18 protein-coding genes are annotated in these 20,451 nt (G+C 66.9%); 7 read left to right on the top strand and 11 right to left on the bottom strand.

The window, feature by feature from the left end; all coding sequences use genetic code 11:
* The first annotated feature begins 35 nt into the window (after nt 1–35).
* Nucleotides 36–1,655: an alpha,alpha-trehalase TreA gene (gene treA / locus AC06FB_RS17845; RefSeq protein ID WP_478053950.1), complete on the top strand. Its 1,620-nt coding sequence runs from the start codon at nt 36–38 to the stop codon at nt 1,653–1,655.
* Here the strand turns inward: treA and AC06FB_RS17840 are convergent, their stop codons facing one another.
* The 7 genes from AC06FB_RS17840 to murJ form a co-directional block, all read right to left on the bottom strand.
* Entirely contained in the window at nt 1,656–2,321 is a 666-nt protein-coding gene (locus tag AC06FB_RS17840) for a lysoplasmalogenase (protein WP_368865626.1), read from the bottom strand.
* The gene (locus AC06FB_RS17835) at nt 2,318–4,201 is read right to left on the bottom strand and encodes a M61 family metallopeptidase (RefSeq protein WP_478053949.1); all 1,884 of its coding nucleotides are present in this window, start codon (nt 4,199–4,201) and stop codon (nt 2,318–2,320) included. The genes AC06FB_RS17840 and AC06FB_RS17835 overlap by 4 nt, the downstream gene beginning before the upstream one ends.
* A 202-nt stretch (nt 4,202–4,403) precedes the next feature.
* Entirely contained in the window at nt 4,404–5,354 is a 951-nt protein-coding gene (gene ispH / locus AC06FB_RS17830; RefSeq protein WP_065174617.1) for a 4-hydroxy-3-methylbut-2-enyl diphosphate reductase, read from the bottom strand.
* A 27-nt stretch (nt 5,355–5,381) separates the two neighbouring features.
* The gene (lspA, locus tag AC06FB_RS17825) at nt 5,382–5,906 is read right to left on the bottom strand and encodes a signal peptidase II (RefSeq protein WP_065174616.1); all 525 of its coding nucleotides are present in this window, start codon (nt 5,904–5,906) and stop codon (nt 5,382–5,384) included.
* Nucleotides 5,906–8,737, bottom strand: a complete 2,832-nt coding sequence (ileS, locus tag AC06FB_RS17820) for an isoleucine--tRNA ligase (protein ID WP_478053948.1) — start codon at nt 8,735–8,737, stop codon at nt 5,906–5,908. Before ileS ends, lspA begins: the two co-directional genes overlap by 1 nt.
* Nucleotides 8,734–9,681: a bifunctional riboflavin kinase/FAD synthetase gene (locus tag AC06FB_RS17815; RefSeq protein WP_053516122.1), complete on the bottom strand. Its 948-nt coding sequence runs from the start codon at nt 9,679–9,681 to the stop codon at nt 8,734–8,736. Before AC06FB_RS17815 ends, ileS begins: the two co-directional genes overlap by 4 nt.
* Before the next feature lie 75 nt (nt 9,682–9,756).
* Nucleotides 9,757–11,361 (bottom strand): murein biosynthesis integral membrane protein MurJ, encoded by a 1,605-nt coding sequence (murJ, locus tag AC06FB_RS17810; protein ID WP_197572075.1) that lies wholly within the window; start codon nt 11,359–11,361, stop codon nt 9,757–9,759.
* 117 nt (nt 11,362–11,478) lie between these two features.
* Here murJ and rpsT point away from each other — a divergent pair, with 117 nt between their 5' ends.
* Nucleotides 11,479–11,748 (top strand): 30S ribosomal protein S20, encoded by a 270-nt coding sequence (gene rpsT, locus AC06FB_RS17805; protein WP_005408560.1) that lies wholly within the window; start codon nt 11,479–11,481, stop codon nt 11,746–11,748.
* A 189-nt stretch (nt 11,749–11,937) separates the two neighbouring features.
* Here the strand turns inward: rpsT and cgtA are convergent, their stop codons facing one another.
* The 3 genes from cgtA to rplU form a co-directional block, all read right to left on the bottom strand.
* Nucleotides 11,938–12,990 (bottom strand): Obg family GTPase CgtA, encoded by a 1,053-nt coding sequence (gene cgtA, locus AC06FB_RS17800; RefSeq protein ID WP_065181115.1) that lies wholly within the window; start codon nt 12,988–12,990, stop codon nt 11,938–11,940.
* Nucleotides 12,991–13,168: 178 nt separating this feature from the next.
* Nucleotides 13,169–13,432, bottom strand: a complete 264-nt coding sequence (rpmA, locus tag AC06FB_RS17795) for a 50S ribosomal protein L27 (protein ID WP_053516127.1) — start codon at nt 13,430–13,432, stop codon at nt 13,169–13,171.
* A gap of 18 nt (nt 13,433–13,450) precedes the next feature.
* Nucleotides 13,451–13,759: a 50S ribosomal protein L21 gene (rplU, locus tag AC06FB_RS17790; protein WP_006424709.1), complete on the bottom strand. Its 309-nt coding sequence runs from the start codon at nt 13,757–13,759 to the stop codon at nt 13,451–13,453.
* A 317-nt stretch (nt 13,760–14,076) separates the two neighbouring features.
* On the opposite strand from rplU, the gene uvrA reads away from it, so the two are divergent.
* Both uvrA and AC06FB_RS17780 read left to right on the top strand, forming a co-directional pair.
* Nucleotides 14,077–17,061: an excinuclease ABC subunit UvrA gene (gene uvrA / locus AC06FB_RS17785; protein ID WP_053516129.1), complete on the top strand. Its 2,985-nt coding sequence runs from the start codon at nt 14,077–14,079 to the stop codon at nt 17,059–17,061.
* Nucleotides 17,061–17,468 (top strand): acyl-CoA thioesterase, encoded by a 408-nt coding sequence (locus tag AC06FB_RS17780; RefSeq protein ID WP_053516131.1) that lies wholly within the window; start codon nt 17,061–17,063, stop codon nt 17,466–17,468. Before uvrA ends, AC06FB_RS17780 begins: the two co-directional genes overlap by 1 nt.
* A gap of 105 nt (nt 17,469–17,573) precedes the next feature.
* Here the strand turns inward: AC06FB_RS17780 and AC06FB_RS17775 are convergent, their stop codons facing one another.
* The gene (locus tag AC06FB_RS17775) at nt 17,574–18,014 is read right to left on the bottom strand and encodes a copper chaperone PCu(A)C domain-containing protein (RefSeq protein WP_197600864.1); all 441 of its coding nucleotides are present in this window, start codon (nt 18,012–18,014) and stop codon (nt 17,574–17,576) included.
* Nucleotides 18,015–18,048: 34 nt separating this feature from the next.
* Here AC06FB_RS17775 and AC06FB_RS17770 point away from each other — a divergent pair, with 34 nt between their 5' ends.
* From AC06FB_RS17770 to AC06FB_RS17760, 3 genes are all read left to right on the top strand, one after another.
* Entirely contained in the window at nt 18,049–18,825 is a 777-nt protein-coding gene (locus tag AC06FB_RS17770; protein ID WP_053516135.1) for an enoyl-CoA hydratase/isomerase family protein, read from the top strand.
* Between the two features lie 127 nt (nt 18,826–18,952).
* Nucleotides 18,953–19,873 carry an acyl-CoA thioesterase II gene (tesB, locus tag AC06FB_RS17765; protein ID WP_414487809.1) on the top strand — a complete coding sequence of 307 codons (921 nt, stop codon included), beginning with the start codon at nt 18,953–18,955 and terminating at the stop codon, nt 19,871–19,873.
* Nucleotides 19,874–19,877: 4 nt separating this feature from the next.
* Nucleotides 19,878–20,387, top strand: a complete 510-nt coding sequence (locus AC06FB_RS17760; protein WP_253120401.1) for a pathogenicity-like protein — start codon at nt 19,878–19,880, stop codon at nt 20,385–20,387.
* Nucleotides 20,388–20,451: the final 64 nt, after the last annotated feature.

Genomic DNA, 20,451 nt, shown 5'->3' with positions numbered 1-20,451 from the left:
GCTAGGGTGGGCCCACGCCCACCGTGAGGTACGTCATGCGTCCTTCGATCCGCCCGGTCGTCTGCGTACTGGCCCTGTTGCTCAGTGCCGGCGCGGCATGCGCCGACTCGCCCGCTTCGACCCCTGCGCCACCGGACCAGGCCTGGCAGCCGCTTTTCCAGCAGGTCCAGCGCGCACATCTGTTCCCCGACCAGAAGACCTTTGCCGATGCTGTGCCGCGGCAGTCGCCGGCTGCACTGCTGGCTGACTGGCAGCGCGCGCAGCGAGAGCCTGGCTACACGCTGAAGGCCTTCGTCGACAGGGCCTTCGACCTGCCCGGTGGGCCTGCGCCCTACGTCTCACCCGCCGGCCAGAGCCTGCGCGCGCATATCGAAGGCCTGTGGCCCGTGCTGACCCGGCAGTCCACGGCGGTCGATCCCCATGGCTCGCTGCTGCCGTTGCCGCACGCGTATGTGGTGCCCGGCGGGCGCTTCCGCGAGGTGTATTACTGGGACAGCTACTTCACGATGCTGGGACTGGCCTCCAGTGGCCGCTGGCCCCAGGTCCGCGCGATGGTCGACAACTTCGCGTGGCAGCTCGACCAGTACGGGCACATTCCCAACGGCAACCGCAGTTACTACCTGAGCCGCTCGCAGCCGCCGTTCTTCAGTCTGATGGTGACCGTGCTGGCCGCGCACGAAGGCGATCAGGCGTACCGCCGCTATCTGACACAGCTGCGCACCGAGCACGACTTCTGGATGCGGGGCGCCGATGGCCTTGCGCCCGGCCAGGCACGCGAGCGCGTGGTGCGCATGCCCAATGGCGACCTGCTCAACCGCTACTGGGATGCTCGCGCGGTGCCGCGTAGCGAATCGTGGACGGACGATCTGGCGACGGCGGCACAGGCACCGCAGCGGGCACCCTCACAGGTGTACCGCGACCTTCGCGCCGGCGCCGAATCCGGCTGGGATTTCAGCTCGCGATGGATGGACGACCCCAGTGCACTGTCCAGCATCCAGACCACGTCGATCGTTCCAGTCGACCTGAACAGTCTGCTGTACCACCTCGAGCAGACCATCGCCCGGGCCAGCCGCGTGGCCGGCGACCGCGCATCGGCCCGCGACTACTCGGCCCGGGCCGAGGCCCGACGCACGGCCATCAATCGCCTGCTGTGGGATGCGGCGCAGGGCTGGTATGCCGATCATGATCTGCGCAGCGGACAGCTGCGCCCTGCCCTGACCGCTGCCGCGCTGTATCCACTGTGGTTGAAGATCGCCACCGATGAGCAGGCGCGACGCAGCGCCGACGCGGCCGAAGCACAATTGATGCGTGAGGGCGGCCTGCTGACCACCACCCTCGTCAGCGGCCAGCAGTGGGACGCGCCGAACGGGTGGGCACCGCTGCAGTGGGTGGCCGTCGATGGCCTGCAGCACTACGGTCAGGAGCGCCTGGCGCGGCAGCTGGGAGTGCGCTTCCTGCGCACCGTGCAGTCCGTCTACGATCGGCAAGGCAAGCTGGTGGAAAAGTACGTGGTCGATGGCTCCGCGGGCGGAGGGGGCGGCGGCGAGTATCCGCTGCAGGATGGCTTCGGCTGGAGCAACGGGGTGACACTCGCACTGCTGGATCGCCTGTGCCCGCGGCAGCGGACCTGCGAGAACGCGGGCGACGTCGAGTAGCTAGCGCACCGATCGTGCGATCGCGTACTGCGCCGCGTAGTAGGTGGACAGCACCAGCAGGCTTGCCAGCGGCAGGCCACCGGCGAAGCGGTCCCAGGCCAGCAGTGAATCGCTGGCGACGAACAGCAGGGCACCGGCCGCCGCCCAGCGCGCACTGCCCGCTTCGACAGCGTCCGGTCGCGGGCGGGTCCACTGCCGCGCCAGCGCCAGGATCGCCATGCACGCCAGTACCACCACATAGGCCAGCACAGGGATGCGCATCGGCGCCGGCAGATGCGGCCATAGACCGGACACGTTGAGCGCGGCGAACACACCCAGAAGTCCCCCTGCGGCGACCAGGCCGCGACCCGCGCGCAGACCATCGCGGAAGGCGACGATGTAGCAGAGGTGGGCCAGCAGGAACGCCAGCAGGCCGGGGACGAAGGCATCCATCGGCAGCATGAGCGCGATGTCGCCTGCGCACGAGAGCAGCATGCCCGCCAGCACCGCGCGCCGGTACGATGGCGATCCAGCAGGACGCACCTGCCATACCATCGCCGCGATCAGCAGGGTCGCTGCCGGCTTTGCCAGCCAGTGCAGCCAGCGGCCTTCGCCGGGCAGGAATGCACCGACGATGGCCAGCACCGCCAGCAGCAGGATCGCACCGCCGCCCAGGCGTGGTCTCATCGCGGCTTCCACAGCTCGGCCAGCTGATCCGGGCGGCCGGGAATGCGCTCCAGCACCGGATACTGCAGGCCACCGTGATAGTCGATCCGGATCGGCACGATGCGGTCGAACTGCTTGACCAGCAGAGTGATCGGCGCCTTGTTGGTGGAGGCAACGGCAACCGCGTCCTTCAACCGCTCGCTGCTGTACTCGCGGTCACCGATGGCGATCACCTTCATGCCCGGCGCCAGGCCTGCGTTGAAGGCGGGACTGTCCCAGATCACGTCGCCGACCACACCGCTGTCCATCACCGTCGCACCGAGCGAGTACGCCAGCAGCGCCGCCTTGGCGCGTTTTTCCTGTGCCTTGTAGGCATCGTTCGGCGCGTCGCGGTAGACCAGCTTCCAGCCGGCCAGTTCCAGACCGCCGGTCAGCGATCCGTGGCCGTCCAGGCGCTGCCGCAGGAAGCCGGCCCAGTCGTACGGAGCAATGGCGTTCAAGGTCGCCACCACGTCGTCGAACGTATACGGATTGACGTCCCAGTCACCGTTGCCTACGCCAAAGAAGGCACGGGCAAAATCATCCAGGCTGCGCCGGTTTCCGGTCAGTGCGCGCAGCCTGCCCTCCACTTCCAGCCACAGCATCTGGCCACCGGAGTAGTAGTCCTCGCTCATCTGGTAATTGCGATACGGCAGTGTGCGCCGCTGGGCGATGGTCGGGTCGTTGGTGGTGTCCTGCAGTGGCCGCCAGGCCAGTCCCGGGCGACCGCGATCATAGGTCGCCGCAACATTGGCCAGCATGTCGCGCGCCTGATCGGTGGACCACAGCCCCGAGCGGGCGGCCAGCACCTGGCCCCAGAACTGGGTCTGGCCTTCGTACACCCACAGCAGGCTGTCACCCATCGGAACGTTGAAGTTGTCGGTTGCAAGGTCCGCGCCACGGCGATACTTGCCGTTCCAGGAATGCGTGTACTCGTGCGGCAGCAGGTCACGCATCCATGCCGAGTCATCCCACTCGGTGAAGTAGCCCGGCGCAGCGCTGTTCTCGCTGGAGCGATGATGCTCCAGCCCGATGCCGCCCAGTCGGTCGGTCAATGCCAGCAGGAACTCGTAATGGTCGTAGTGGCGCGCGCCGTACAAGCGGTCAGCCTGCTGCACCAGGGCGCGGTGCGCCTTGATCTGTGCCTCGGTGGGCTTCAGCGACTTCGCTTCATCGGCGAACACGTTCAGGTGCACCGGCGCCTTGGCGCCCGGGTCCAGATCGATGCGCTGGTAATGCTCACCGGCGAACAGCGGCGAATCGACCAGATGGTCGAAAGTGATCGGCTTGAACACCACCGTGTCACCGTCGCGCCGGACTGTTTCGAGCGCGGTGGCATAGCTCCAGCCCTTCGGCAGGGTCACGCTGGCCTGGGCCTGCAGATGGCGTGCATCGACCCCGGCCGGATACAGCGCGTTGGCGTTCCACTGCAGGTTGAGCATTTCCGGCGTCATCACCACGCGGCCCTGGTTGCCGCCCTGCGAGGACAGGAAATCGAACTGCACCACGATCTCGCTGACGCCCTCCGGCACATCGACCTTGAACGCATAGACGTTGTACTGGTCGCGCTGCCAGGCCAGCGGCCTGCCATTGGCCGTGACGCGCAGGCCAGCGAGCTTGTCGATCGGGCCGGTGGGCGAATGATTGCCGGGAATCCACTGCGGGTACAGCAGGGTCATCGGGCCGGGTTTTGCCGGCACGGTGGCGGTCACCTTGAAGATGCGCCGGGCCAGATCGCGCGCGTCCACGTCGATGCGCAGCAGGCCGTGCGCAGCGGCATCGGCCGGCGGCGGGCTCTGCGCCAGCGCGGGTGTGGCCGCCAGCGCGAACAGCACGGACATCACCAGGGCACGGGTCTTCATCGGGCGGCTTCCAACAGCGGAGAATCCTCCGATGCTAGGCCTGTGTGGTGCGCGGCCCCATGGCCAAAGGTCATGGGCGGGCTGCCCATCCGCGCATGCCCAAAAGCGTGCGAACCAAGGTTCGCACCCACCTTGTGCTGGTTTGCACCCACCAGAGCGGTTTCAGTAGATCCACGCCGTGCGTGGACGAGGCCTTTCCCGGTCAGTCGATCAGGCGCAGGCGCAGTTCCTTCGGCAGCGCGAACACCATCGATTCCGGCTCGCCATCAAGCTCGGACACACTGCCGGCGCCCAGTTCGGCCAGGCGCGCAAGCACGCCATCGACCAGCACCTGCGGTGCCGACGCACCGGCGGTGACGCCGACGTGCTGCTTGCCCTGCACCCAGGCCGGGTTGATCTCATGGGCGCCGTCGATCAGGTAGCTCTCGACGCCTTCGCGCCGTGCCAGCTCGCTCAGCCGGTTGGAATTGGAGCTGTTCGGGGACCCGACCACCAGCACCAGATCGCAGCGCTTGGCCAGGTCACGTACCGCGTCCTGCCGGTTCTGCGTGGCGTAGCAGATATCGTCGTTCTTCGGCCCCTGCATGGCCGGGAAGCGCTCGCGCAGGGCGTCGATGATGCCGCGCGTATCGTCCACGGACAGCGTGGTCTGGGTGGTGTAGGCGAAGTTCTCGGGCTGGTTGATCTGCAGCGTGGCGACCTGCTCCACATCCTCCACCAGGTAGATCTGGCCGGTACCGGCTTCCTGGTTCCACTGCCCCATCGTACCTTCCACTTCCGGATGGCCCGCGTGGCCGATCAGCACCACGTCGCGGCCCGCACGGCAATGGCGCGCCACTTCGAAGTGGACCTTGGTGACCAGCGGACAGGTGGCATCGAATACCTTCAGGCCACGACGCTCCGCTTCCAGGCGCACTGCCTGCGATACACCGTGGGCACTGAAGATGACGGTGTTGTTGTCCGGCACCTCGTCCAGTTCCTCGACGAAGATCGCACCGCGCTGCTTCAGATCATCGACCACGAAGCGGTTGTGCACCACCTCATGACGGACGTAGATGGGCGCGCCGAGCGTTTCGATCGCGCGCTTCACGATCTCGATCGCACGATCGACACCGGCACAGAAACCACGCGGGTTGGCGAGCAGCACATCCATCAGTTCAATCTCCCGGCAGCGGCCGGCTTACGGTTTCGGAGTGGCATTATCCGCCTTTTTGGCGGACCTGCCGTCGAACAGGCCGGTCAGGGCGATGCCGATGGCACCGACCACGATGGCCGAGTCGGCGATGTTGAACGCCGGCCAGGTATAGCTGCCAACGTACCACTGGATGAAATCGACGACATGACCGTGCACCTGGCGGTCGATCACGTTGCCGATCGCCCCGCCGATGATCAGCGCATAGGGAACGGCGGCCTTCCAGTTGCCACGGGCGGTGCCACGCAGCCACCATGCCATCAGGCCGCTGATGGCGATCGCCAGCGCCGTGAAGAAATACTTCTGCCAGCCACCGGCGTCGCTGAGGAAACTGAATGCGGCACCGGTGTTGTAGGTGCGATACCAGTTCCAGAAGCCATCGATGACCACCACCGGCTGGAACTCCGGCAGGCTCGACAGGACCCAGGCCTTGGACCACTGGTCCAGGCCGATGATGGCCGCCGACAGCAGCAGCCAGACCAGAGCGTTGGGATGCGGACGGGCGGCGCTCATCAGAACCAGCTCCGAACTTCGCCAGCGCCGTCGATGTTGCTCACGCAACGGCCGCACAGTTCCGGGTGATCGGCATGACTGCCGACGTCGGCGCGGTGATGCCAGCAGCGCACACACTTGGCCTTGGTGGTCGGCTGGGCACTGACGAACACCTCGTCGGTGGTTGCCGGACGCACCTGCACGTCACCGCTGATGAACAGGAAGCGCAGTTCGTCGGCCAGCGGCTGCCAGCGCGCCGCCTGCTCTTCGCTGGCGGCCACGGTGATCTCGGCCTCCAGGGCGGCGCCGATCGCGCCGTTGGCACGCATCGGCTCGAGCACCTTGGCCACCTGCTCGCGCACGGCCAGCAGCTGGTCGAAATCGGCAGCGTTGAGCTGGGCATCCGCCGGCAGCGGCGCCAGGCCCTCGTACCAGGTGGTGAACAGCACGTGGCCGGTGCGCGTGCCCGGCAGGTAGCCCCACAGCTCGTCGGCGGTGAAGGTCAGGATCGGTGCCACCCAGCGGGTGAACGCCTCGGCGATGTGATACATCGCGCTCTGCGCCGAACGGCGACCGTGCGAGTCGGTCGGCATCGTGTACAGGCGGTCCTTGGTGACGTCCAGGTACAGCGAGCCCAGGTCCACGCTGCAGAAGTTCAGCAGCAGCTGCACGATCTCGGCCATGTTGTAGCCGTCGTAGGCCGCCTTGATCTTCTCCTGCAGTTCCCACGCGCGATGCACGATCCAGCGGTCCAGCGCGACCATCTGGTCGAGCGGGCGCAGGTCCCGGGTCGGATCGAAACCGTCCAGGTTGCCGAGCAGGAAGCGCGCGGTGTTGCGCAGGCGACGGTAGGCGTCGGCATTGCGCTTGAGGATTTCCTGCGACAGCGACATCTCGTTGCTGTAGTCGGCCGAGGCGATCCACAGGCGCAGGATGTCCGCGCCCAGCTTGTTCATGATGTCCTGCGGCTCGATGCCGTTGCCCAGCGACTTGGACATCTTGCGACCGTGCTCGTCCACGGTGAAACCGTGGGTGAGGCACTGCTTGTAGGGCGCGCGCCTGTCGATTGCCACGCCGGTCAGCAGCGACGACTGGAACCAGCCGCGGTGCTGGTCCGAGCCTTCCAGGTACAGGTCGGCCGGCTTGCCGAAGCCACGCGCGGCCAGCACGCCTTCATGGGTGACACCCGAGTCGAACCAGACGTCGAGGATGTCGGTGACCTTCTCGTAGTCGACCGCTTCGGCGCCCAGCAGTTCGGTTGCATCCAGCGAGTACCACACGTCGATGCCCTCGGCTTCGACACGGTCGGCAACCTGCTGCATCAGCTCCACCGAGCGCGGGTGGATCTCGCCGGTCTGGCGATGGGTGAACAGTGCGATCGGCACGCCCCAGGTGCGCTGGCGCGAGATCGTCCAGTCCGGACGGCCATCGACCATGCTCTGGATGCGCGCCTTGCCCCAGGCCGGGAACCAGCCGACGGTGTCGATCGCGGCCAGCGCATCGCTGCGCAGGTTGGCCTTGTCCATCGAGATGAACCACTGCGGGGTGGCACGGAACACCACCGGCGTCTTGTGGCGCCAGCAGTGCGGATAGCTGTGGCGGATCGGGTGGAAGGCCAGCAGCGTGCCGTTGTCGCGCAGCACGCCGATGATGGCCTCCTGCGCCTTCCACAGGTGCTGGCCGGCCAGTACCACGTCACCGGCCGGCGGCGTCGATTCCAGGTACACGCCACGGCCATCGATCGGCGTCACCTGGCCGGCGTTGTACGTGTCGAGCAGGCCGTACTTCTGGCTGACCACGTAGTCTTCCTGGCCATGTCCAGGAGCGGTGTGCACCGCACCGGTACCGTCTTCGTCGGACACATGGTCGCCGTTGAGCAGCGGGATCGCGCGCCCGGCATAGAACGGATGCGACAGCAGCTGGTTTTCCAGTGCAGCGCCCGTGGTTTCGCCGTGCAGTACCACCTCCTCGACGCCGTAGCGCTGCAGCGCACGTCCAGCCAGCGCAGCGGCAAGCACCAGCCAGCGGCGCTTGCCGTTGTGCGCCGGACCTTCGGCCAGCACGTAACGGATGTCCGCACCCAGCGACACGGCCAGCGACGCCGGCAGCGTCCACGGCGTGGTGGTCCAGATCGGCACCGCCACGTCCACATCGGCCGGCACGCTCACGCCGAATGCCTGGCCGATGGCCTGCGGATCGCGCGCGGGGTATGCCACGTCGATCGCCGGCGATTCCTTTTCCTGGTATTCGATCTCGGCTTCGGCCAGCGCCGAACCGCAGTCGAAGCACCAGTACACCGGCTTGGCACCCCGCACCAGGTGGCCATTGGCCACCACCTTGGCCAGTGCGCGGATCTCGTTGGCCTCGAAGTCGAAGCTCAGGGTCTTGTACGGGTTGTCCCAGTCACCGGTCACGCCCAGACGCTTGAAGTCCACGCGCTGGATGTCGATCTGCTCCTCGGCGAACTCACGGCACTTCTGCCGGAATTCAACCGCATCGAGCTTCACGCCGACCTTGCCCCACTTCTTTTCCACCGCGATCTCGATCGGCAGGCCGTGGCAGTCCCAGCCGGGCACGTAGGGCGCATCGAAACCGGCCAGGTAGCGCGACTTGACGATGATGTCCTTCAGGATCTTGTTGACCGCGTGGCCCAGGTGGATGCGGCCGTTGGCATACGGCGGGCCGTCGTGCAGCACGAACAGCGGGCGGCCGGCGGCGTTGTCGCGCAACTGCTGGTAGAGCCCCTGCTCCTCCCACCGCGCCAGGATGCCCGGCTCGCGCTTGGGCAGGTCGCCGCGCATCGGGAAATCGGTGGCTGGCAGGTTCAGGGTGGTCTTGTAGTCCTGGCTCACGCAGTGGCTCGCAATCTATGTTCGGAAAGGATGGCGCGCGCCTGCTCGGCGTCGCGGTGCATCTGGTCGGTCAGTGCCGCCAGATCATTGAACTTCTCTTCGTCACGCAGCTTGGCGACGAATTCAACGTCGATGTGGCGACCGTACAGGTCACCCTGGAAATCGAACAGGTGGGCTTCCAGCAGCGGCTCCACGCCCTCCACCGTCGGCCGCGTGCCGAAGCTGGACACCGACGGCCAGGGCTGGTCGAACACACCGTGCACCCAGGTCGCGTAGATGCCCGACAACGCCGGGGTCTTGGGGAAACGCAGGTTGGCGGTCGGGAAGCCCAGCGTGCGGCCGAGCTGGCGACCACGCACCACGCGCCCGCTGATCGCGTAGGGGCGACCGAGCAGATCGCCGGCCCGGGCGAAATCGCCGGACTGCAGCAGCTGGCGGATGCGGGTACTGGAAATGCGCTCGCCGTGCAGGTCGACCGCCTCGATCTCGCCCGCGCTGAAGCCCAGCTCGCCACCCAGCTTCTGCAGCAGGGCCAGATCACCGCGGCGACGGTTGCCGAAGCAGAACTCCGGCCCGATCCACACTTCGCGGGCATTCAGTCGCCGCACCAGCAGCTGGCGGACGAAGGTTTCGGCCGGCATCGCCGCCATCGCTGCATCGAAGCGCAGCAGCCCCACCGCGTCCACCCCCAGCTCGCGCAGCATCTCGACCTTGCTGCGTGCCAGCGTCAGGCGCGGTGGTGGTGTGCCCTGGGCGAAGAACTCACGGGGCAACGGTTCGAACGCCACGGCCACCGCAGCCACGCCCAAGGCGCGCGCGCGCGCAACGGCATGCCGCACCAGTGCACGATGCCCCAGATGGAGGCCGTCGAATGCACCGATGCAGACCACGCTTCCGTTGGGGAACAGCTCCCCGCCCTCGACGCTTCTGAACAGCCTGCTCATCAACTCCCGTTCCGGCCCACCCGGGGCCGCCGCTTCAATGGTGTAACCCTGAAGTATAGCCGCCGCAGGCGACGATCAATGCCCGCGCAGGTCGCGCGGGCGGAAGCCCATGGCCAGCATCGCCAGCAGATAGGTCAGGCCACCGCCCCCCACCAGCAGGATCAGGCCGCCGATCCGGTGCCATTTATCCATGCCGGTGAAGGCCGGCATCCAGTACAGCAGGGCCAGCAGCACGCCGACCATGCACGCGCAGGCCACCAGCAGCCGCACGAGGTAGCTGCCCCAGCCCGGCAGGCGCTGGTAGACATCGGTCTTGCCCAGCCAGTACCACAGCAGGCCCAGGTTCAGGTAACTGGACAACGCACTGGCAATGCCCAGCGCCAGATGCAGGCCGGGCTGCTTGCCGATGGCCGTCATTACACCCTGCGCCTTCAGCGCGTCCGGCACCATCACCTGATACAGCACGGCCAGCAGGACGAAGTTGAACACCATGTTGGCCACCAGCGCGGCCACGCCGGCACGTACCGGGGTGCGGGTATCCTGGCGGGCATAGAAGGCCGGCAGGACCACCTTCAACAGGGCGAACGCGGGCAGGCCGAAGCTCAGGCCATACACCGACAGCGCGGTCATGCGGGTGTCGAAGGCGGTGAACTGGCGGTACTGGAACAGCGTGGCGATCAGCGGTTCAGCCAGCAGCACCAGGCCCAGCATGGCCGGCACCGAGATCAGCAGGGTCATGCGCAGGCCCCAGTCGAGCGAGCGCGAGAAGCCCTCGCGGTCGGTGCTGACGTGGTGGCGGGCCAACGCCGGCAGGATCACCGTGCCCAGGGCCACGCCGAACACCCCCAGCGGCAACTCCAGGAAGCGGTCGGCCAGGGACAGCCAGGACTGCGAGCCGTCCGTCAGCTTGGCGGCGATCAGGGTGTCCAGCAGCAGGTTGATCTGCGCCACCGAGGAACCGAACAGGGTCGGCACCATCAGGGTCAGCACCTTGCGCACACCCGGGTGGTTCCAGCCCCAGCGCGGCAGGGTCAGCAGATTGATGCCCTTGAGCGAGGGCAGCTGGAACAGCAGCTGCAGGATACCGGCCGCCAGCACGGCCCAGCCCAGCGCCAGGATCTGCTTTTCCGGGGTGCCGCCGAGTTGCGGCGCCAACCACAGCGCGCCGGCGATCATGCACAGGTTGAGGATGACCGGGGTCAGCGCCGGCATCGCGAAGCGCTGGAAGCTGTTCAGCGCCCCGCCGGCCAGCGCGGTGAGCGAGACGAACAACAGGAACGGGAAGGTCAGGCGGAACAGATCGACCAGCAGGGTCTGTTTGACCGGGTCGGTATCAGCGCCACTTGAGAACACCACCGCCAGCTGGGGAGCGAAGATCAACGCCAGCGCGGTGACCACCAGCAGCGTCCCGCCCAAGGTGCCCGCCACGCGTGACATCAGTTCGCGCAGTTCGGTGTGGCTGCGGGTCTCCTTCACCTCGGTGAACACCGGCACGAAGGCGGTGGCGAAGGAGCCTTCGGCGAACAGGCGACGCAGGAAATTGGGTACCCTGAACGCCACCCAGAACGCATCGGTGACCGCATTGGTGCCGAACGTGGTGGTGATCACCTGGTCCCGGACAAGTCCGAGCACCCGCGAGACCATGGTCATGCTGCTGAACGACAGCAGGCCCCGCAACATCTTCGGTGAACTCACTCAACGTCCCTCTTGACAATCGACTTGACGTACATTTCCCGCGCCATCATACTAGCCAGCTTGCTGTTCCCATAACACCGATTTTTTCAGGAAACCACCACCGTGGCCAATATCAAGTCCGCCAAGAAGCGCGCCAAGCAGACCGTCGTGCGCAACGCGCGCAACGTGGCTCAGCGCTCGATGCTGCGCACCGCTGTCAAGAAAGTGATCAAGGCGCTGGACGCCAACGATGCCGCCGGCGCCGAAGCCGCCTTCGCCGTTGCCCAGCCGATCCTGGATCGCTTCAGCGCGCGTGGCCTGATCCACAAGAACAAGGCTGCTCGCCACAAGAGCCGCCTGAACGACCGCATCAAGGCCCTCAAGGCCGCCTGATCCGGTTGCCGCCGGGGCTGCCGTCCCGGCGACACGCAAAAGCCCGGCTCCGGCCGGGTTTTTTGTTGCCTGCACTCCGCCGCCTCCCCGTTTTCCGTAGAGCCGAGCCCATGCTCGGCTGCTGCCTGCATCGCAACCAACAAAAAACCCGGCCGAAGCCGGGCTTTTCTGGCGGGAGCCACAACGCCCTTACTGCGCGTTGCGGGCCTCCAGCTCCTCTTCCTTCTGCCGATCGAAGAAGGCCATGATCCGGCTCATGATCGGGAAGGTACCTTCGCGCCCCAGGGCGGAAACCAGGAACCAGGGCTCCTTCCAGCCCAGCTCGGCCACGATCTGTTCGGCCGCCGCCTTGGCCTCGTCCTCGAACATCAGGTCAGCCTTGTTCAGCACCAGCCAGCGCGGCTTTTGCAGCAGTTCCGGATCGTGCTTTTCCAGCTCGCGCTCGATCGCGCGCACCTGCTCGACCGGGGAGATGCCTTCCACGCCCCCCTCCATCGGCGAGATGTCCACCAGGTGCAGCAGCAGGCGGGTGCGCTGCAGGTGGCGCAGGAACTGCGCGCCCAGGCCGGCACCGTCGGCCGCGCCCTCGATCAGGCCCGGAATGTCGGCAATCACGAAGCTGCGGTAGTTCTCGACCTTCACCACGCCCAGATTCGGGTACAGCGTGGTGAACGGGTAGTCGGCCACCTTCGGCGTCGCCGCCGAGACAGCGCGGATCAGGGTGCTCTTGCCGGCATTGGGGAAGCCCAGCAGGCCGACGTCGGCCAGCAGCTTCAGTTCCAGCTTCAGCGTCCGCTCTTCGCCCGGCTCGCCCGGTAGCGCCTGGCGCGGCGAACGGTTGGTCGAGCTCTTGAAGTGCATGTTGCCCAGGCCGCCCCTGCCGCCCTTGGCCACCAGCAGGCGGTCGTTGTGCTGGGTCAGGTCGCCGATGATTTCATCGGTGGCGACGTTGATGACCACGGTGCCGACCGGCACGGTGATGGTCAGATCTTCGCCACCCTTGCCGTAGGCCTGCCGGCCCATGCCGTTCTCGCCGCGCTGCGCCCTGAAGATGCGGTCATGGCGGAAGTCGACCAGGGTGTTCAGGTTTTCGTCGGCGCGGATGTACACGCTGCCGCCCGCACCGCCGTCGCCGCCGTCCGGGCCGCCGAGCGGAATGAACTTCTCGCGACGGAAGCCAATGCAGCCGTTGCCGCCGTTGCCGGCGAACACTTCGATTTCTGCTTCGTCTACCAGTTTCATTGTTTCGATGCCTGCGATGGGCGCGGCCAACCTGCCGTCGCCTTGAATGTAATGCCAGCCGATGGCGGGCAACCCGGCGCAGCCGGTCTTGCTTTTACTCTAACGAAAAGCCCCGCCGAAGCGGGGCTCTTCATGCAGCATTCCCATGCCGGGGCACGGGTGCCGGCGGATGCCTGGATCAGGCTTCGGCCGAGACGATGCTGACGGTGCGACGCTTCTTCGGACCCTTGACCGAGAACTCCACCTTGCCGTCCACGAGGGCGAACAGGGTGTGGTCACGGCCCAGGCCGACGCCGGAACCCGGGTGGAACTGGGTGCCGCGCTGGCGCACGATGATGTTGCCTGCTTCGATGGCCTGGCCGCCGAAGATCTTGACGCCGAGGTACTTCGGGTTGGAGTCGCGACCGTTGCGCGAGGAGCCTACGCCCTTTTTATGTGCCATGACTGCTTCTCCTGATGCTTAGCCGGCGATGCCGGTGATCTCGATTTCGGTGTAGTACTGACGGTGACCCTGGCGCTTCATGTGGTGCTTGCGGCGACGGAACTTGATGATCCGGACCTTGTCAGCACGACCCTGGGACAGAACCTTGGCGGTGACGGCGGCGCCCTTCAGCGCATCGCCCAGCTTCACGCCATCGCTGTCGCCCAGCATCAGGATGTTGTCGAACTTGATCTCGCTGCCGACTTCGACTTCGAGCTTTTCAACGCGGAGCTTTTCGCCCTGCGCCACGCGGTATTGCTTACCGCCGGTGACCAGTACTGCGTACATGACCAGGCCTTCCTCTGTAGTTATTGTGGTCTGAGCTGCCGCCATCGAGGGCGGACAGGAGCGGAATTGTACGCAGATCAACGGCCGCGGGTCAAGTCAACCCCTGAACGGCCTGGGGGGCCCGGCCGGAACGGGGTCAGATCCCTTTTCACGTTGTGAAAAGGGATCTGACCCCCACCTGTCGGCCTGTCTCAGAAGGTGAGACACCGGGCTGGCATTGTCGCCCATTGCCCCCATCTGGTCACCTCGGTAGGCTGACCGATTGCCGTTCCCTGCTGGCCCGGCACCCAGCCAACGCCCCCACAACCGGATTCCCCATGGCGATGGATTTCATCCGCATCCGCGGCGCGCGGACGCACAACCTGAAGAACCTCGACCTCGACCTGCCCCGCGACAAGCTGATCGTGATCACCGGCCTGTCCGGCTCGGGCAAGTCGTCGCTGGCTTTCGACACGATCTACGCCGAAGGCCAGCGTCGCTACGTCGAGTCGCTGTCGGCCTACGCCCGGCAGTTCCTGAGCGTGATGGAGAAACCGGACCTGGACCACATCGAGGGCCTGTCTCCGGCGATCTCGATCGAGCAGAAGTCGACGTCGCACAACCCGCGCTCGACGGTCGGCACGATCACCGAGATCTACGACTACCTGCGCCTGCTGTACGCCCGCGTCGGCACGCCGCGCTGCCCCGACCACGGCTATCCGCTGGAAGCGCAGACGGTCAGCCAGATGGTCGACCAGGTGCTGACGCTGGACCCGGAACAGCGCTACATGCTGCTGGCCCCGGTGATCCGCGATCGCAAGGGCGAACACGCGCAGGTATTCGACCAGCTGCGCGCACAGGGCTTCGTGCGCGTGCGCGTGGATGGCGAGCTGCATGAGATCGACGCGGTGCCGCCGCTGGCGCTGCGCCAGAAGCACACCATCGAGGCGGTGATCGACCGCTTCCGCCCGCGCGAGGACATCAAGCAGCGCCTGGCCGAGAGCTTCGAGACCGCGCTGAAACTCGGCGACGGCATGGCCTCGGTGCAGAGCCTGGACAACACCGCCAGCGCGCCGACCCTGTTCTCCTCCAAATACTCCTGCCCGGTCTGCGATTACTCGCTGCCGGAGCTGGAACCGCGCCTGTTCTCGTTCAACGCGCCGATGGGCGCCTGCCCCGGTTGTGATGGCCTGGGCATGGCCGAATTCTTCGATCCCTCGCGCGTGGTCGTGCATCCCGAGCTGTCCCTGGCCGCCGGCGCAGTGCGTGGCTGGGACCGTCGCAATGCGTACTATTTCCAGCTGATCGCCTCGCTGGCACGTCACTACAAGTTCGACGTCGATGCCGCCTGGAACTCGCTGCCGGCCAAGGTGCAGCAGGCCGTGCTGTATGGCAGCGGCGAGGACGCAATCACGTTCACCTACTTCACCGAAGCCGGCGGCCGCACCCAGCGCAAGCACCGCTTCGAGGGCATCATTCCCAACCTGGAACGCCGCTACAAGGAAACCGAGTCGGCGGCCGTGCAGGAGGAGCTCGGCAAGTACATCAGCGAGCGCGCCTGCCCCGAGTGCAACGGTGCCCGCCTGAACAAGGCTGCGCGCAACGTGTTCGTGGCCGACCGGCCGCTGCCGGACCTGGTGGTGCTGCCGATCGACGAAGCCCTGAAGTTCTTCAGCGAACTGAGCCTGCCGGGCTGGCGTGGCGAGATCGCCTCGAAGATCGTCAAGGAGATCGGCGAACGCCTGGGCTTCCTGGTCGACGTGGGCCTGGACTACCTCACTCTGGAGCGCAAGGCCGATACCCTCTCCGGTGGCGAGGCACAGCGCATCCGCCTGGCCAGCCAGATCGGTGCCGGCCTGGTCGGCGTGATGTACGTGCTCGACGAGCCGTCGATCGGCCTGCACCAGCGCGACAACGAACGCCTGCTGGGCACCCTCACCCGCCTGCGCGACCTCGGCAACACGGTGATCGTGGTCGAGCATGACGAAGATGCGATCCGCCTGGCCGACTACGTGCTGGACATCGGCCCGGGCGCGGGCGTGCACGGTGGCGAGATCGTCGGCCAGGGCACCCTGCAGGACATCCTGGATGCACCCCGTTCGCTGACGGGCCAGTACCTGTCCGGCAAGCGCTCGATCGAGATCCCGGCGCGCCGGCACCGGCCGAATCCGAAGATGACCCTGCATCTGCGCGGCGCCAGCGGCAACAACCTGAAGGGGGTGGACCTGTCGATTCCCTCGGGCCTGCTGACCTGCGTGACCGGCGTGTCCGGCTCGGGCAAGTCGACGCTGATCAATGACACCCTGTTCTCGCTGGCCGCCAACGAGATCAACGGCTCCTCGCACCCGGTCGCCCCGTACAAGGAGATCGATGGCCTGGACCTGTTCGACAAGGTCGTGGACATCGACCAGTCGCCGATCGGCCGCACCCCGCGCTCGAACCCGGCCACCTACACCGGCCTGTTCACCCCGCTGCGCGAGCTGTTCGCACAGGTGCCCGAAGCGCGTGCGCGTGGTTATTCACCGGGTCGTTTCAGCTTCAACGTGCGTGGCGGACGCTGCGAGGCGTGCCAGGGTGATGGCCTGATCAAGGTCGAGATGCACTTCCTGCCGGACGTGTACGTGCCCTGCGATGTCTGCCACGGCAAGCGCTACAACCGCGAAACGCTGGAGATCCTGTACAAGGGCTTCAACATCAACGATGTGCTGGAAATGACCGTCGAAGATGCGCTGAAGCTGTTCGAGCCCGTGCCGTCGATCGCGCGCAAGCTGGAAACGCTGGTGGATGTCGGCCTGAGCTACATCAAGCTGGGGCAGAGCGCGACCACGCTGTCCGGTGGTGAAGCGCAGCGCGTGAAGCTGTCCAAGGAGCTGTCGCGCCGCGATACCGGCCGCACCCTGTACATCCTCGATGAACCGACCACCGGCCTGCACTTCCACGACATCGAAGCGCTGCTGGGCGTGCTGCACAAGCTGCGCGACGAAGGCAACACGGTGGTGGTGATCGAGCACAACCTCGATGTGATCAAGACCGCCGACTGGATCGTCGACCTGGGGCCGGAAGGCGGCCACCGGGGTGGCACCATCCTGGTCACCGGCACGCCGGAAGACGTGGCCGCCTGCCCGCAGTCGTACACCGGGCAGTTCCTGGCACGCATGCTGCCGTCCACCAGTGCGCGCCCGGAGCAGCCGGCCGCCGTGGCCAACAAGCCCGACGCCCGGCCGCCGCGCAAGGTGAAGCCGGAGAAGGTGGCGAAGAAGGCCGTGGCCGCCAAGAGCACCGGCAAGGCCAGCAAGAGCACGACCAAGAAGAAGGACGCCTGATGAGCAGCGAACACAAGATCCTGGCCCGCATCCCGATCAGCGTGCGCTGGCGCGACATGGACAGCATGGGCCATGTGAACAACGCCAAGTACATCTCCTACCTGGAGGAAGCGCGCGTGCGCTGGATGCTGGGAGTGGAAGGCGTGTCGATGACCGACCGCATCGCGCCGGTGGTGGCCGCGACCAACGTCAACTACCGGCTGCCGATCGTGTGGCCCAACGACATCCTGGTCGAACTGTTCGTCGAGCGCCTGGGCAACAGCAGCGTCACCATCGGTCATCGCATCGTCGACCAGCAGGACGAGTCGAAGCTGTACTCCGATGGCAACGTGGTGGTGGTCTGGATGGATACCCAGACCGGCAAAAGCGCGCCGCTGCCGGACGCGATCCGCAGCGCATCGAGCTGATGCACTGCGGGTGGGTGCCGACCCGGGTCGGCCCCACCCCGCCGGGCATGGCCCGGCGCTACCGACGCCGGTCCGACCCTGATGCCCGGCGGAACGGGCGCTGCATCATGGAGCGGCCTTGCGTACCGTCAGCGTTGCGCTGGCGGTGCCACCGCCCTCCAGCTGCAACTGCAGCGGCACGACCTGCCCTTCCTTCAAAGCTCTCTCGCCTTCCATCAGCATCAGGTGCAGGCCACCGGGCTTGAGCTCGGTGCGCGCCCCGGCTGCAATCGGCAGCCGTTCGACTTCGCGCATCCGGCTGACACCGTCGACCACGGTGGTCTCGTGCAGTGACACGTCGCCGAAGGCCCTGCTGCCCGCGCCCACCACCGTCACCGGCGCTGCGCAGCGGTTCACGATCGTCCCGTAACCCGCCGTCATCGGCATGGCCGGGTTCGGCGGCAGGCGCACCCAGCCCTGCTCCACCGTCACACAGCGTGATTCCGCCGCCGCTGCTGCGGACGCACACAGAAGCAACAGTACGCCAACGAATGGTTTGGTTATCATCGCCCACGTTCCTTCTTCGCAACGAGACCGCAGCATGACGACGCTCATCGAGGTGATCAACCATGGTCCCATCCGCGAACTGCGCCTGGCGCGGCCGCCGGTCAATGCGCTGGACACCGACCTGTGCCGGCAGCTGATCCACGCCGTCGAGCAGGCCATGGCCGACGATGCGCACGGCATCGTGCTGTCCGGCAGCGAGCGCGTGTTCACCGGCGGCATGGACGTGCCACACCTGCTCTCCCACGGCGATGACAAGCACAAGCTGCTGGATACCTGGAATGCCTTCTTCGGCGCGGTACGTACGCTGGCCGAGAGCCGCATCCCGGTGGTCGCCGCGATCACCGGCCACGCCCCTGCCGGCGGTTGCGTGCTCGCCCTGTGCTGCGATTACCGGGTGATGGCGCGCAGCGCCGACCCGGCACGCCCGTATGCCATCGGACTGAACGAGGTGCAGGTCGGCCTGATCGCACCGGAAGGCATCCAGCGCCTGCTGCGCCGTACCGTCGGCGTGCACCGCGCGGGGGTGCTGCTCACCACCGGCGCCCTGGTGCCGGCCGAGCAGGCGCTGCAGATCGGCCTGGTCGACGAACTGGCCGAGGGCGATCTGGTGGTCGCCCGCGCCGTGGCCTGGCTGCAGAACCTGCTCAGGCAGCCGCGGCAGCCGATGCTGCTGACCCGCGCCGTGGCCCGCAATGACCTGCACGAAGCGCTGCACCCGGACCTGATCCAGCTGGACCGGTTCGTAGAGGCCTGGTTCGCCCCGGACGCACAGAATGCCCTGCAGGCGCTGGTGGCGCGGCTGGGCAAGTAGGCGGTCGTGCTGGCCAGCGGCCGGCACGACCGAAGTTGGGGCATCGCGTGGCATCGGGGTCAGATCCCTTTCGCCAGGCGAAAGGGATCTGACCCCTGACCGGTATAATCGGTCCTTCTTCACTGCTGTGGCCGCCCCCTTGAACGACACGCCCGAACCCGTCGTCTCCGAGCTGATCGACCTGCTCACCCTGGAGCGGCTGGAGGACAACCTGTTCCGCGGACAAAGCCGCGACATCGGCACCAAGTACGTGTTCGGCGGGCAGGTGTTGGGCCAGGCGCTGGCCGCCGCCCAGGCCACGGTCGACAACGGGCGCCATGTGCATTCGCTGCACGCGTATTTCCTGCGGGCCGGCAACATCGACCATCCGATCGTCTATGACGTGGACCGCACCCGCGATGGCGGCAGCTTCTCCGTGCGCCGGGTGACCGCGATCCAGCATGGCAAGGTGATCTTCTTCTGTGCTGCCTCGTTCCAGCAGGCGGAGACCGGTGCCGAGCACCAGCACAAGATGCCCGAAGTGCCGCAACCGGAAGACATCGAGCCGAACCGCCCGTTGCCGGCCGAAGTGCTGGAGCGGCTGCCGATCAAAGTGCAGCGCTGGCTCTCGCGCGGTGGCCCGTTCGAGTTCCGCCACGTCTATCCCCGCGACGAACTGAATCCGCCCAAGCGCCCGCCCTATCACCAGGTCTGGATGCGGTTGAGCGAACCGGTCGGCGATGCCCCCGAGCTGCACCAGGCGCTGCTGGCCTACGCGTCCGACTTCCATCTGCTGGGCACGGCAACCTTCCCGCACGGTATCAGCTACTACCATCCGCACGTGCAGATGGCCTCGCTCGACCACGCGATCTGGTTCCACCGCCCGTTCCGCGCCGACGACTGGCTGCTCTATTCGCTGGACAGCCCCAGTGCGCAGGATTCGCGCGGCCTCGCCCGCGGCCAGTTCTTCACCCGCAATGGCGTGCTGGTGGCCAGCACGGCACAGGAGGGCCTGATCCGCGTGGTTCCCGACCAGACTGCAGCGGCCGCCGTGCCGGCCAAGGACTGATCCGATGCGTCAGATCTTCAGCAGCCAGCGTGTGGAAACCGTCGAGGGCGTGGCCGAGCTCCTGCGCAGCCATGGCATCGAAGTGAAGGTGACCAATGGGCGCTCGTACAAGACCCGGCGGCGCGGCCAGTTCAGCTATACCGACCTGGGCAATACGCAGGGCTATCCAGCGGTCTGGATCGTGCGCGCCGACGACCAGCCGCGTGCGCGCGACATCCTGCGCGATGCACGCCTGCTCGATACCACCCGCCGCGACCATCCCACGGCCGAGTTCGCGTTCCGCGACACGCCGGATGCCGGCAGCGGCGGGCGCAGCTGGGCCTGGCGGATCCGCATCGCACTGCTGGTGGTGATCGCTGGCGTGGCGCTGGTGATCGGCCTGCGCCACCGCGGTGGCCCGGCCCCCGCAGCACCCGCCCCCGCCCCACAGGCCCAGCCGCAGCAGACGCAGCCGGCCCCGCAGGCGCCGCAGGAAGAGGAAGAAGTCCGCGTCCGCATCCATCCGTCGACGTAACGACACCGGTAGCGGGGGGGGGGGGGGGGGGGGGGGGGGGGGGGGGGGGGGGGGGGGGGGGGGG

The sequence above is a fragment of the Stenotrophomonas sp. Steno-C15 genome, from assembly GCF_056393265.1.
This window is presented reverse-complemented; position numbering and strand designations above follow the sequence as displayed.

Bases quoted from the DNA above. Each gene is read 5' to 3' on its own strand.
- rpmA (WP_053516127.1), bottom strand. From the start codon at position 13,432: ATGGCACATAAAAAGGGCGTAGGCTCCTCGCGCAACGGTCGCGACTCC.
- murJ (WP_197572075.1), bottom strand. From the start codon at position 11,361: ATGTTGCGGGGCCTGCTGTCGTTCAGCAGCATGACCATGGTCTCGCGG.
- lspA (WP_065174616.1), bottom strand. From the start codon at position 5,906: ATGAGCGCCGCCCGTCCGCATCCCAACGCTCTGGTCTGGCTGCTGCTG.
- AC06FB_RS17840 (WP_368865626.1), bottom strand. From the start codon at position 2,321: ATGAGACCACGCCTGGGCGGCGGTGCGATCCTGCTGCTGGCGGTGCTG.
- cgtA (WP_065181115.1), bottom strand. From the start codon at position 12,990: ATGAAACTGGTAGACGAAGCAGAAATCGAAGTGTTCGCCGGCAACGGC.
- AC06FB_RS17815 (WP_053516122.1), bottom strand. From the start codon at position 9,681: ATGAGCAGGCTGTTCAGAAGCGTCGAGGGCGGGGAGCTGTTCCCCAAC.
- AC06FB_RS17780 (WP_053516131.1), top strand. From the start codon at position 17,061: ATGAGCAGCGAACACAAGATCCTGGCCCGCATCCCGATCAGCGTGCGC.
- AC06FB_RS17770 (WP_053516135.1), top strand. From the start codon at position 18,049: ATGACGACGCTCATCGAGGTGATCAACCATGGTCCCATCCGCGAACTG.
- AC06FB_RS17775 (WP_197600864.1), bottom strand. From the start codon at position 18,014: ATGATAACCAAACCATTCGTTGGCGTACTGTTGCTTCTGTGTGCGTCC.
- treA (WP_478053950.1), top strand. From the start codon at position 36: ATGCGTCCTTCGATCCGCCCGGTCGTCTGCGTACTGGCCCTGTTGCTC.
- AC06FB_RS17760 (WP_253120401.1), top strand. From the start codon at position 19,878: ATGCGTCAGATCTTCAGCAGCCAGCGTGTGGAAACCGTCGAGGGCGTG.
- uvrA (WP_053516129.1), top strand. From the start codon at position 14,077: ATGGCGATGGATTTCATCCGCATCCGCGGCGCGCGGACGCACAACCTG.
- rplU (WP_006424709.1), bottom strand. From the start codon at position 13,759: ATGTACGCAGTACTGGTCACCGGCGGTAAGCAATACCGCGTGGCGCAG.
- ispH (WP_065174617.1), bottom strand. From the start codon at position 5,354: ATGGATGTGCTGCTCGCCAACCCGCGTGGTTTCTGTGCCGGTGTCGAT.
- AC06FB_RS17835 (WP_478053949.1), bottom strand. From the start codon at position 4,201: ATGAAGACCCGTGCCCTGGTGATGTCCGTGCTGTTCGCGCTGGCGGCC.